Source organism: Streptomyces sp. NPDC127106 (assembly GCF_042677605.1).
Classification (GTDB): Bacteria; Actinomycetota; Actinomycetes; order Streptomycetales; family Streptomycetaceae; genus Streptomyces.
This window is the reverse complement of sequence record NZ_JBHXTC010000018.1, coordinates 6,723-17,759: the sequence shown is the minus strand read 5'-3', so window position 1 is coordinate 17,759 and position 11,037 is coordinate 6,723. Positions and strand designations below refer to the sequence as shown.

The window sequence follows — 11,037 nt, the reverse complement described above, 5'->3', positions numbered from 1 at the left end:
CTCGACACCACCCGCCGAGCTCCCCCCCCGCCGCCCCCGCGCGCGCGGGGGGGGGGGCGGCGCCGCGCTCGCCCCCCGGGCCCCCCCCCCCGCCCCCTCTTTTGCAGTCACACCACGCGCCGTATTTGTCTGATTTTCATAGCCTTGGCCCCATGAAGCACTCACCGCGTCTCTGGACGGTCGTCGGCTGCTCCGTGCTGGCCGCGTCCCTCGGTGCCGGCGCCACCGCATGCGGGCCCGGCGACAACCCGCTGTCCGCCCGCCCCTACGACGCGGGCGACCAAGTCGCTTTCAACCAGGCCCAGGGCGGCCGCCCGGTCGACCACCACCGCCCCCTCGAGGTCACCGCCAAGGCCGCCGGCGGCGTCCGCATCACCGATGTCACCGTCGTGGACAGCCTGGGGAGGCGCCTCGCGGGCGAGCTCACCGCCAAGGGCGACCGCTGGCACAGCACCGCCTCCATGGCCGCCGGAACCCGCTACACGGTCACCGTGAGCACGGAGAACGAGCGGGGCGCTCCCGGGCAGCGCAGGCTGACGTTCGAGACCACTCCGGCCAAGAAGGTCCTGAGGGTCGATCTGGGCCCGGTCGACGGCAAATACGGCGTCGGACAGCCCATCACGGCCGAACTCGACGAACCCGTCAAGGACCGGGCCGCCCGCGCGGTCGTGGAGAAGGGCCTGGTCGTCGACACTCCGCCCGGCGCCGAGGGCGCCTGGCACTGGGTGGACGACAAGCACCTGCATTTCAGGCCCAAGGAGTACTGGCCCGCGCACTCCACCGTCTCCGTACGGAGCAATCTGGAGGGGGTCAGGATCTCCAACGACATGCACGGGGCCGCCAGCAAGCCGATCAAGCTACAGATCGGGGACCGCGTCGAGGTCCTCACCGACGCCGCCACCCACCACATGACGTTCAAGCGCAACGGAGAAGTGATCAACACCATTCCGGTGACCACCGGCAAGCCGGGCTTCTCCACCCGCAACGGGGTCAAGGTCGTGCTCGGCAAGCAGTACTTCGTCCGGATGCGCGGCGACACCGTGGGCATCAGCGGCAGCGAGAACTACGACCTGCCCGTCTACTACGCCACCCGTGTCACCTGGAGTGGTGAATACGTCCACGCCGCCCCGTGGTCCGTCGGCTTCCACGGCTACGAGAACGTCAGCCACGGCTGCACCGGCATGAGCACGGGCAACGCGGCCTGGTTCTACGAGAACATCACCGAGGGCGACATCGTGCAGGTCGTCAACAGCATCGGCGAGGACATGCCCACCTTCGGCAACGGCTACGGCGACTGGAACATGAACTGGAAGGACTGGCGCCAGGGCAGCGCCCTGCTCAAGGACACCCAGGACGGCCGCAGCGTGGTCGACCAGGCCCGTCTGCGCCCGCGGGTCTGAGGCCGCCCCCACCCGGTTCGGACACCCCCGGTGCGGCCGGCGCCGCCGGTGCGCAGGGCCCCGTGCGCGGCCCGGCGCACCGCCGGCTCCGTCCGCTACGCGTCCAGGGACAGCCGTGCGCGCAGCAGGCGCGCCAAGGCGTCCGCGAACTCCACCGGATCGACCGGCAGGGTCACCGCCGCGTCCGCGCGGCTCCAGGTGGCCAGCCAGGCGTCCTGGGGACGGCCCATCAGCAGCAGCACGGGCGGGCAGCGGAAGACCTCGTCCTTGATCTGCCGGCACACGCCCATGCCGCCGGCCGGAACGGCCTCGCCGTCCAGGACGCACACGTCGATCCCGCCCGCATCCAGCTCGGACAGGACGGCGGGCAGTGTGGCGCACTCGGTGAACTCCACCGGCGGCAGGTCCGCGGCCGGCCGGCGTCCGGCCGCCAGGCGCACCTGCTGCCGGGTGTTCGCGTCGTCGCTGTAGACCAGAACCCGTGCAGTCGACCGCATTTCGTTCCTCCACGGTGCCGTGAATCACGTTGATGTTGCGCGGGATGCTACTCCTCCCGACCCGGCGTCAACATCGGTTCGCACACCCTCGCGCACGCACGGCTGATGGGCCGTTCGGGCCCTGCACAGGGGCCGGACACTCCGAACGGCACCCCCCGGCGTGAGGGCCGGATAAGCGACCGACATAATGTCGGTCGTGGCGACAGCAACGACAGTAGATACCGGGCACGCGCACCCGACGGTCAACCGACCGAACCTCGTCAGCGTCGGAACCATCATTTGGTTGAGTTCCGAGCTGATGTTCTTCGCGGCCCTCTTCGCGATGTACTTCACCCTGCGATCGGTGACGGGCACCGAGTACTGGACGGAGCAGGCCAACAGCCTGAATCTGCCCTTCTCGGCGACGAACACCACGATCCTGGTGCTCTCCTCCCTCACCTGCCAGCTCGGCGTCTTCGCCGCGGAGCGCGGTGACGTGAAGAAGCTCCGCACGTGGTTCATCATCACGTTCGTTATGGGCGCGATCTTCATCGGCGGCCAGGTGTTCGAGTACACCGAGCTGGTCAAGCACGAGAACATGACGCTCTCGTCCGGCCCGTACGGCTCGGTCTTCTACCTGACCACCGGCTTCCACGGCCTGCACGTGACGGGCGGTCTCATCGCCTTCCTGCTGGTCCTCGGCCGGACGTACGCCGCCAAGAGGTTCACCCACGAACAGGCCACGTCGGCCATCGTCGTGTCCTACTACTGGCACTTCGTCGATGTCGTCTGGATCGGCCTCTTCGCGACGATCTACCTGATCAAGTAGCGAACACGTCACCGGGCCAGACCCGGCACCGACAGCCAGAAACACCGACGCAGAAGATCCTGACACCGGGGTAATCCGTGAAAAAGCTCTCCGCACGACGACGCCATCCGCTGGCGGCGGTCGTCGTTCTACTCCTCGCGCTGGCGGCCACTGGGGGGCTGTACGCCGCCTTCGCCCCTGCGGGCAAGGCGCAGGCCGAAGAAACCGCCCAGTCCCTCGCCATCGAGGAGGGCAAGAAGCTCTACGCCGTGGGTTGCGCAAGCTGCCACGGGACCGGCGGTCAGGGAACCACTGACGGCCCCAGCCTGGTCGGCGTCGGCTCCGCGGCCGTCGACTTCCAGGTGAGCACGGGCCGTATGCCGGCCCAGCAGCCCGGCGCCCAGGTGCCGAAGAAGCCCAACATCTACTCGCAGGCGCAGATCGACCAGCTGGCGGCGTACATCGCCTCCCTCGGTGCCGGTCCGATCACGCCGACCGAGAAGCAGTACGACCCGGCCGGCGCCGACATCGCAAAGGGTGGCGAGCTGTTCCGCAACAACTGCGCACAGTGCCACAACTTCACCGGTGAGGGCGGCGCGCTGACCGACGGCAAGTACGCCCCGAACCTCGAGGACGTCTCGCCGAAGCACATCTACGAGGCCATGCTCACCGGCCCGCAGAACATGCCCTCCTTCCCCGACACCACGATGCCGGAGAAGCAGAAGAAGGACATCATCGCGTACCTCCAGAACGTGAACGGCGAGAAGTCGGTCAACCCCGGCGGTCTGAAGCTCGGCGGCCTCGGCCCCGTCTCGGAGGGCCTGTTCGGCTGGATCTTCGGTCTGGGTGCGCTGATCGCTGTCGCCGTCTGGGTCGCGGCCCACACCGCTAAGGCCAAGAAGTCATGAGTAGCCAAGACATTCCCGAAGAAAAGCACCTGCCGAGCGAGCAGGGCGACGAGCACCACGCCGGTGTAGCGGTCGCGGACGACCCGTTCGCCGACCCGGGCCTGCCGGTCCACAAGCCGCGCATCCAGGACATCGACGAGCGGGCCGCGAGGCGCTCCGAGCGCACCGTGGCGATGCTCTTCACGGTGTCGATGCTGGCCACCGTTGCCTTCATCGTGTCGTACGTGGTCATCCCGGTCGACAAGATCGTGTTCCTCTTCCCCCTCGGGAAGATCAGCGCGCTCAACTTCGCCCTCGGCATGAGCCTGGGCGCGGCCCTCTTCTGCATCGGCGCGGGCGCGGTCCACTGGGCCCGCACCCTGATGTCCGACGTCGAGGTCGCCGACGACCGCCACGAGATCGCGGCCTCGCCCGAGGTCAAGGCGAAGGTCATGCAGGACTTCGCCGACGGTGCGAACGAGTCGGGCATCGCCCGCCGTCCGCTGATCCGCAACACGATGCTCGGCGCGCTGGCCATGCTGCCGCTGTCCGCCGTCGTGATCATGCGCGACCTCGGTCCGCTGCCCGAGGACAAGCTGCGCCACACCCTGTGGGCCAAGGGCAAGCTGCTCATCAACCAGAACACGATGGAGCCGCTGCGTCCCGAGGACGTCCCGGTCGGTTCGCTCACCTTCGTCATGCCCGAGGGCCTGGAGGAGGACGCGCACGACTTCAACAACGAGATCGCCAAGGCCGCCCTGATGATCGTCCGGATCAAGCCGGAGGACATCAAGGACAAGCAGGAACTCGAGTGGTCCCACGACGGCATCGTCGCCTACTCGAAGATCTGCACCCACGTCGGCTGCCCGATCAGCCTGTACGAGCAGCAGACGCACCACGTGCTCTGCCCGTGCCACCAGTCCACCTTCGACCTCTCCGACGGCGGTCGCGTCGTCTTCGGACCCGCCGGCCACGCGCTTCCGCAGCTGCGGATCGGCGTGAACCGCGAAGGCTTCCTTGAGGCGCACGGCGACTTCGAGGAGCCCGTCGGTCCTGCATTCTGGGAGCGCGGATGAGTACCGCCACTTCGAACACATCAGCCGCTGGCGCGGCGGGGAAGCGCAAGGCGCCCGCCGGCGAGCGCGTGGCTGACTGGGCGGATGGCCGCCTGGGCATCTACAGCCTCGCCAAGGCGAACATGCGCAAGATCTTCCCGGACCACTGGTCCTTCATGCTGGGTGAGGTCTGCCTCTACAGCTTCATCATCATCATCCTCACGGGTGTGTACCTGACGCTGTTCTTCCACCCGAGCATGAACGAGGTCGTGTACCACGGCTCGTACGTGCCGATGCAGGGCGTCCGGATGTCCGAGGCGTTCGCCTCGACACTGGAGATCAGCTTCGACGTCCGCGGTGGTCTGCTCATCCGGCAGATCCACCACTGGGCCGCGCTGATCTTCGTCGCCGGCATGGTCGTGCACATGATGCGCGTCTTCTTCACCGGCGCGTTCCGCAAGCCGCGTGAGGTCAACTGGGTCTTCGGCTTCCTGCTGCTGGTCCTCGGCATGTTCACCGGTTTCACCGGTTACTCCCTGCCGGACGACCTGCTCTCGGGCACCGGTGTCCGCTTCATGGAGGGCGCGATCCTGTCCGTGCCGGTCGTCGGCACGTACATCTCGTTCTTCCTCTTCGGCGGCGAGTTCCCCGGCGGCGACTTCGTCGCCCGGTTCTACTCGATCCACATCCTGCTGCTGCCCGGCATCATGATGGGCCTGCTGGTGGCCCACCTGATCCTGGTCTTCTACCACAAGCACACCCAGTTCGCGGGCCCCGGCAAGACGAACAACAACGTCGTCGGCATGCCGCTGCTGCCGGTCTACATGGCCAAGGCCGGAGGCTTCTTCTTCCTGGTCTTCGGTGTCATCGCGGCCATCGCGGCGATCGCCTCGATCAACCCGATCTGGGCGCTCGGCCCGTACCGCCCGGACCACGTGTCCACCGGTGCGCAGCCCGACTGGTACATGGGTATGCCGGAAGGCCTGATCCGTGCCATGCCGGGCTGGGAGATCAACCTGTGGGGCCACACGCTCGTCCTGGGCGTGTTCATCCCGCTGGTGCTCTTCCCGCTGGTCCTCGGCGCGATCGCGGTGTGGCCGTTCATCGAGTCCTGGGTCACCGGCGACAAGCGCGAGCACCACATCCTGGACCGCCCGCGCAACGCCCCGACCCGCACGGCCTTCGGTGTCGCCTGGATCGCGGAGTACATCGTGCTCCTGGTCGGCGGTGGCAACGACATGTTCGCGCAGTACTTCCACCTCTCGATCAACAACATCACCTGGTTCGTGCGGATCGGCTTCTTCGCCGTCCCGGTGATCGCGTTCATCGTCACCAAGCGCATCTGCCTCGGCCTGCAGCGCCGGGACCACGACAAGGTGCTGCACGGTCGTGAGACCGGCATCATCAAGCGGCTGCCGCACGGTGAGTTCATCGAGGTCCACGAGACCCTGGACCAGGCCAAGCTGCACACGCTCACCGCGCACGAGCAGTACAAGCCGCTGGAGCTCGGCCCGACGGTCGACGAGAACGGCGTCGAGCGCAAGGTCAAGATGTCGGAGAAGCTCCGCGCCAAGCTCAGCCAGGGCATGTACGGCGAGGGCAACCAGATTCCGAAGCCCACGGTGGAGGAGTTCAAGGAGATCCAGAGCGGCCACGGCCACCACTGATCCCGCGTGAGGGTCTGATTTCGGTCAGTCCCGGTGTCGCCCACGGCAAGAGCCCCGTCCAGGGTCTGGACGGGGCTCTTCGCCGTCTGTCCGGCCTGGATAGGCTGAAGGCCTTCCCATTCGACTGTGGACCCTCAGGAGCGGACCATGAACGTTGTGACCCCGGCAGGCGGCGACAGCGTGGCGGCCCGGTCCTGGCCGGCCGTACTGGACGCGCTGCTCTCGGGCCGGGACCTGCACGCCGACGACACGGCGTGGGCCATGGACCGGATCATGCGGGGGGAGGCCACCGACGCCCAGATCGCCGGTTTCGCGGTCGCCCTGCGGGCCAAGGGGGAGACGGTCGAGGAGATCAACGGCCTGGTGCGGGCCATGTACGCGCACGCCAACCTGATCGAGGTGCCCGGCCGGACGGTGGACATCGTCGGCACCGGCGGCGACGGGGCCAAGACCGTGAACATCTCGACCATGTCCTCGATCGTGGTGGCCGGTACCGGCGCCAAGGTGGTCAAGCACGGCAACCGGGCCGCGTCCTCGGCGAGCGGGGCCTCCGACGTGCTGGAGAAGCTGGGCGTCAACCTGGACCTCACCCCGGCCCGGGTGGCCCGGGTGGCCGAGGAGGCCGGCATCACCTTCTGCTTCGCGGTGAAGTTCCACCCGGCGCTGCGGCACGTGGCCCCGGCCCGCCGCGAACTGGGCATCCGGACCACCTTCAACTTCCTGGGCCCGCTGACCAATCCGGCCCGGGTCCGGGCGCAGGCCACCGGCGTCGCCGACGCCCGGATGGCCCCCATCGTCGCGGGCGTGCTGGCGGAGCGCGGCTCCTCGGCCCTGGTGTTCCGCGGGGACGACGGCCTGGACGAGCTGACCACGACGGCCACGTCCCGGGTGTGGTGGGTCCGCGAGGGGCGGGTGCAGGAGCAGGCCTTCGACCCGCGCGACGTGGGCATCGGCCTCGTGGACGTCGTGGAGCTGCGGGGCGCGGACGCCTCGTACAACGCGGACGTCGCGCGGCGGGTGCTGGCCGGTGAGACCGGCCCGGTGCGGGACGCGGTGCTGCTGAACTCGGCCGCCGCCCTGGTGGCCGTCGACCCGGGCAGCGGATCCCTGGAGGAGCAGATCCGGGCGGGCGTCGAGCGGGCCGCGGAGGCCATCGACTCGGGCGCGGCGCAGGCCGCCCTGGAGCGGTGGGTGGCCGCCAGCAACGCCTGACCTGAGAGATCTTTTTCGGCCAAGACCCCGGTCCGGCATACGGACCGGGGTCTTGTGCGTGCGGGATCTTGTGGCAGGATGACTGACCAGGTCACGAGTGACAGCGTTTTGGCCCCGGCTTGCTGTCCGGCAACCCTCCTTCCGTGGCGGGGTGCCCCGGGTGATGACCAGGCCGCGGGCAGCGAGGTCCGCGGCAAGCGCGGATCCCTCGACACCAGGGGTCCTGGTCCTCGAGGAGCGTTTTCCGTGAGCAAGCGAATGCGATAGGGCGGCTCCGCCCCTTCTCCACCCCTCGGACCAGGGTCCCTTCCCTCCGCGTACCCGGGCAGCCGTGTGCGCCCAGGCCCGTGCTCCGAGGCATTCCTCCCCGTCCCCCGGCCGGCCGCAGCGCCGTACCCGCGGACGGGTGACATCCGAAGCCGTTCCGCTGCCCGCCGGGAGATACCGCCATGTCCGCATTCCTGAACGCCGCCACCGCGACCGCTACCGCCTCCGTCGAGACCGCCTCGGCCGCTTCCGCCGCCTGCGCGGGCGGTGCCGCTTCCGCCGCCTGTGCCGGGCCGCTCCCGGTCCTCGGCCGGGACGTCACCGTCCCGCTCGTCACGGGTGGCGAGGTCACCTACGCGGCCCTCGACTACGCCGCCAGCGCCCCCGCCCTCCAGCGCGTCTGGGACGACGTGGCCGCGTACGCCCCCTACTACGGCAGCGTGCACCGCGGGGCGGGCTACCTCTCGCAGCTCTCCACCGACCTCTTCGAGCAGAGCCGGGCCGCGGTCGCCGCGTTCCTGGACTGCCGCCCCTCCGACCAGGTGGTCTTCACCCGGTCCACCACCGACTCCCTCAACCTGCTCGCCGCCGCTCTCCCGGCCGACTGCCGCGTCTTCGTCTTCGAGACCGAGCACCACGCCTCGCTGCTGCCCTGGGACGGTGCGCAGGTCACGTACCTCGACGCCCCGCGCAGCCCCGAGGAGGCCGTGGCCGCCCTGGAGCGGGCCCTCGCGGACCGGGACGTCCACGGTGCGGCGCTGGTCTGCGTCACGGGGGCGTCCAACGTCACCGGTGAGCTGTGGCCGGTGCGCGAGCTCGCCGCCGCGGCGCACGCCCACGGCGCCCGGATCGTCCTCGACGCCGCCCAGCTGGCCCCGCACCACCCCGTCTCCGTCCAGGACCTCGACGTGGACTGGGTGGCCTTCTCCGGGCACAAGCTGTACGCGCCCTTCGGCTCGGGCGTGCTGGCCGGACGGGCCGACTGGCTGCAGCAGGCCCGGCCCTACCTGGCCGGCGGCGGCGCCTCGCGGACGGTCGCCCGCCGCGAGGACGGCGGCGTCGACGTCGAGTGGCACACCACGGCCGCCCGCCACGAGGCCGGATCCCCCAACGTCATCGGCGTCTACGCCATCGCCTCCGCCTGCCGCGCCCTGACCGAGGCCGGCTTCGACCGGCTCGTCGCCCGCGAACACGAGCTGATCGCACAGGTCCGCGCGGGCCTCGCCGGCATCCCGCAGGTGCGGATCCTCTCCCTGTTCGGGGACGACGCCCCGCGCGTCGGCGTCCTCTCCTTCGTGGTGGAGGGCTGGAACAGCTCCCACTTCGCCGCCGCCCTGTCGGCCGAGTACGGCATCGGGGTCCGCGACGGCCTGTTCTGCGCCCATCCGCTGGTGCGCACCCTGCTCGGCAGCGCCCCGCAGGAGCCCGGCGCGTGCGGGGCCCCGGAGGGGGAGCCGGGCGGGCGGAGCGAGGTGGGGGTCCCCCCGGCCGCGGGGCGGGGGAGGTCGCTGAACGCGATCCGGGTGAGCTTCGGCGCCGGGACCCCCGACGAGCACGTGGAGCGGTTCGTCCGCGCGGTCCGGGAGCTCGTCACCGAGGGCGCGCAGTGGCAGTACCGCACGGAGGAGGGCCGCTGCGTCCCGGCCGTGTGACACGGTCGGTGACCATGAGGCACACGACGTACGGGGACCCGGTGGCCACCGCCCTGGCCTGTGCGGAGGGCCGGCCGCTGCCGGGCCCGGAAGACCCCGGGGAGGCCCTGCCGCGGCTCTGACGCCGGGGCGCGGCCGGCGGGCGGGGGCTCCGGCGGCGGCAGGGGCGGCTAGGCGTCCAGGCCGATGGCGAAGGCCGCTTCCAGGTCGTGCTGGGAGTAGGTGCGGAACGCCACGTGGGTGTCCGTCGCCTCCACGCCGGGGATCTTGCTGATGCGGCCCGGGATGATGTCCGCCAGGTCGTCGTGGCGGTTCACGCGCACCAGGGCGATGAGGTCGTACGTGCCCGTGACGGAGTAGACCTCGCTGACGTTCTCCAGCGCCGCGATGGACTCGGCGATCTCGGGGATGCGGTCCACGCTGGTCTTGATGAGCACGATCGCGGTGATCATGGCTGGCTGTCTCCCTCGGTGGCCGTCGCTGGTCGCCTCACTCTAGTCGCACGCCGGTAACGCACCCACGCGTGGACGAAGCCGAGGGAGAAGCCCACCAGGTGCGCCAGGTACGCCACGCCGGGCCCGCTGTCCGCGCGGTGCGCGGCCACCCACTGCAGGGCGAACCAGAACAGCAGGACGAGCCGGGCGGGGAACCGCAGCGGCAGGAAGAACAGGAACGGGAAGAGGCTCGTCACCCGGGCGCGCGGGAACAGGTACAGGAACGCGCCCAGTACCGCCGAGATCGCGCCGGACGCCCCGACGAGCGTCTCCCCGGAGGAGGCGTTGGCCGCCGCGTACGCCGCCAGCGCGAGGTAGCCCGTGCCGATGTAGAAGCAGAGGAAGGCCGCGCGGCCCATCCGCTCCTCCGTCATCGCACCGAAGACGTGGAGGAAGAGCAGGTTGCCGAGCAGGTGCAGCCAGCTGCCGTGGACGAACAGGGCCGTCAGCGGCGTCAGCAGCGCCCGGGCGGAGCCCCCGAAGAGCTCGTCCGGGACCACGCCCCAGCGCCGGAAGTAGGCGGTCCCCGTCTCCACCAGCCGTTCGCCGGTCCCGTACGCCGGGTTCAGGCCGGAGGCGGGACCGAGCAGGAACACCACGCAGCAGGCGGCGATCAGTGCGTGGGTGACCACCGGGCCCCGGGCGGCCTCGCGCACGGCCCGCCACTTTACGATCATGCGATTGAGCATGACCCGGCCGGCCCCTTCCCACGCCCCGGCAGGCCGTAGGGTTACGTGCTGCGGTCCGCCGATTCCCGCAGACGGCGGCTTTAATTGAAAGAGCTACGAAGGAGAGTGCGGCCTGATGACGGTTCCCCTGCCGACCGACAGCACCCGGTGGCGTTGCACGCTGTGCGGCAACCTCACGCGTTTCGACGTCACTCGTTCGTCGAAGGTCGTGGAGTACGTCCACCTGGATCTCGCCGGGGAGCCCAAGGTCGAGGAGCGCGAGGTGGTCAGTGAGACCATCGAGTCGGTCCGCTGCCGCTGGTGCAACGCGGTGGACCAGATCGAACTTGTGGACAGGCCGGGGGCGGGGGGCGCCCTGCTGCGCGCCCCCCCCCCCCCAGAGACGGCTCGGGGGGTGAGTTTGTGTGGGGGGGCGGGCGGCCGAGCCGCG

The 11,037-nt window shown here is 70.0% G+C and carries 10 protein-coding genes, 1 pseudogene and 1 riboswitch; of the genes and pseudogenes, 8 read left to right on the top strand and 3 right to left on the bottom strand.

What is annotated here, in order from left to right; all coding sequences use genetic code 11:
- Nucleotides 1–152 precede the first annotated feature (152 nt).
- Complete coding sequence (locus tag ACFVGY_RS17375; protein WP_385677615.1) at nucleotides 153–1,400, top strand: Ig-like domain-containing protein; 1,248 nt, start codon at nucleotides 153–155, stop codon at nucleotides 1,398–1,400.
- A gap of 95 nt (nucleotides 1,401–1,495) precedes the next feature.
- Here the strand turns inward: ACFVGY_RS17375 and ACFVGY_RS17370 are convergent, their stop codons facing one another.
- A complete protein-coding gene (locus tag ACFVGY_RS17370; RefSeq protein WP_360632573.1) occupies nucleotides 1,496–1,897 on the bottom strand; it encodes a hypothetical protein in 402 nt (133 codons plus the stop codon).
- A 187-nt stretch (nucleotides 1,898–2,084) separates the two neighbouring features.
- Here ACFVGY_RS17370 and ACFVGY_RS17365 point away from each other — a divergent pair, with 187 nt between their 5' ends.
- The 6 genes from ACFVGY_RS17365 to ACFVGY_RS17340 all read left to right on the top strand — a co-directional run bounded on the left by ACFVGY_RS17365 (nucleotide 2,085) and on the right by ACFVGY_RS17340 (nucleotide 9,424).
- Nucleotides 2,085–2,705: a heme-copper oxidase subunit III gene (locus tag ACFVGY_RS17365; RefSeq protein WP_385677612.1), complete on the top strand. Its 621-nt coding sequence runs from the start codon at nucleotides 2,085–2,087 to the stop codon at nucleotides 2,703–2,705.
- Between the two features lie 77 nt (nucleotides 2,706–2,782).
- Nucleotides 2,783–3,592, top strand: coding sequence for a c-type cytochrome (locus ACFVGY_RS17360; protein WP_385677609.1), 810 nt, complete (start codon nucleotides 2,783–2,785; stop codon nucleotides 3,590–3,592).
- Nucleotides 3,589–4,647, top strand: a complete 1,059-nt coding sequence (locus ACFVGY_RS17355; protein WP_385677606.1) for a Rieske 2Fe-2S domain-containing protein — start codon at nucleotides 3,589–3,591, stop codon at nucleotides 4,645–4,647. The genes ACFVGY_RS17360 and ACFVGY_RS17355 overlap by 4 nt, the downstream gene beginning before the upstream one ends.
- Entirely contained in the window at nucleotides 4,644–6,293 is a 1,650-nt protein-coding gene (locus ACFVGY_RS17350) for a cytochrome bc complex cytochrome b subunit (RefSeq protein WP_385677603.1), read from the top strand. Before ACFVGY_RS17355 ends, ACFVGY_RS17350 begins: the two co-directional genes overlap by 4 nt.
- A gap of 147 nt (nucleotides 6,294–6,440) precedes the next feature.
- Nucleotides 6,441–7,505, top strand: coding sequence for an anthranilate phosphoribosyltransferase (gene trpD, locus ACFVGY_RS17345; protein WP_385677600.1), 1,065 nt, complete (start codon nucleotides 6,441–6,443; stop codon nucleotides 7,503–7,505).
- 89 nt (nucleotides 7,506–7,594) lie between these two features.
- Nucleotides 7,595–7,711: riboswitch (SAM riboswitch) on the top strand.
- A 243-nt stretch (nucleotides 7,712–7,954) separates the two neighbouring features.
- A complete protein-coding gene (locus tag ACFVGY_RS17340) occupies nucleotides 7,955–9,424 on the top strand; it encodes an aminotransferase class V-fold PLP-dependent enzyme (protein ID WP_385677597.1) in 1,470 nt (489 codons plus the stop codon).
- 170 nt (nucleotides 9,425–9,594) lie between these two features.
- Here the strand turns inward: ACFVGY_RS17340 and ACFVGY_RS17335 are convergent, their stop codons facing one another.
- Both ACFVGY_RS17335 and ACFVGY_RS17330 read right to left on the bottom strand, forming a co-directional pair.
- A complete protein-coding gene (locus ACFVGY_RS17335; protein WP_179172925.1) occupies nucleotides 9,595–9,876 on the bottom strand; it encodes an Lrp/AsnC family transcriptional regulator in 282 nt (93 codons plus the stop codon).
- Nucleotides 9,873–10,595 carry a rhomboid family intramembrane serine protease gene (locus ACFVGY_RS17330; protein ID WP_385677594.1) on the bottom strand — a complete coding sequence of 241 codons (723 nt, stop codon included), beginning with the start codon at nucleotides 10,593–10,595 and terminating at the stop codon, nucleotides 9,873–9,875. The genes ACFVGY_RS17335 and ACFVGY_RS17330 overlap by 4 nt, the downstream gene beginning before the upstream one ends.
- 127 nt (nucleotides 10,596–10,722) lie before the next feature.
- Here ACFVGY_RS17330 and ACFVGY_RS17325 point away from each other — a divergent pair.
- A pseudogene (locus ACFVGY_RS17325) lies at nucleotides 10,723–10,956 on the top strand (hypothetical protein); the annotation flags it as partial.
- Nucleotides 10,957–11,037: the final 81 nt, after the last annotated feature.

Coding starts and splice junctions, on each gene's coding strand:
- ACFVGY_RS17375 (WP_385677615.1), top strand. CDS start 153: ATGAAGCACTCACCGCGTCTCTGGACGGTCGTCGGCTGCTCCGTGCTG.
- ACFVGY_RS17370 (WP_360632573.1), bottom strand. CDS start 1,897: ATGCGGTCGACTGCACGGGTTCTGGTCTACAGCGACGACGCGAACACC.
- ACFVGY_RS17365 (WP_385677612.1), top strand. CDS start 2,085: ATGTCGGTCGTGGCGACAGCAACGACAGTAGATACCGGGCACGCGCAC.
- ACFVGY_RS17355 (WP_385677606.1), top strand. CDS start 3,589: ATGAGTAGCCAAGACATTCCCGAAGAAAAGCACCTGCCGAGCGAGCAG.
- ACFVGY_RS17350 (WP_385677603.1), top strand. CDS start 4,644: ATGAGTACCGCCACTTCGAACACATCAGCCGCTGGCGCGGCGGGGAAG.
- trpD (WP_385677600.1), top strand. CDS start 6,441: ATGAACGTTGTGACCCCGGCAGGCGGCGACAGCGTGGCGGCCCGGTCC.
- ACFVGY_RS17340 (WP_385677597.1), top strand. CDS start 7,955: ATGTCCGCATTCCTGAACGCCGCCACCGCGACCGCTACCGCCTCCGTC.
- ACFVGY_RS17335 (WP_179172925.1), bottom strand. CDS start 9,876: ATGATCACCGCGATCGTGCTCATCAAGACCAGCGTGGACCGCATCCCC.
- ACFVGY_RS17330 (WP_385677594.1), bottom strand. CDS start 10,595: ATGATCGTAAAGTGGCGGGCCGTGCGCGAGGCCGCCCGGGGCCCGGTG.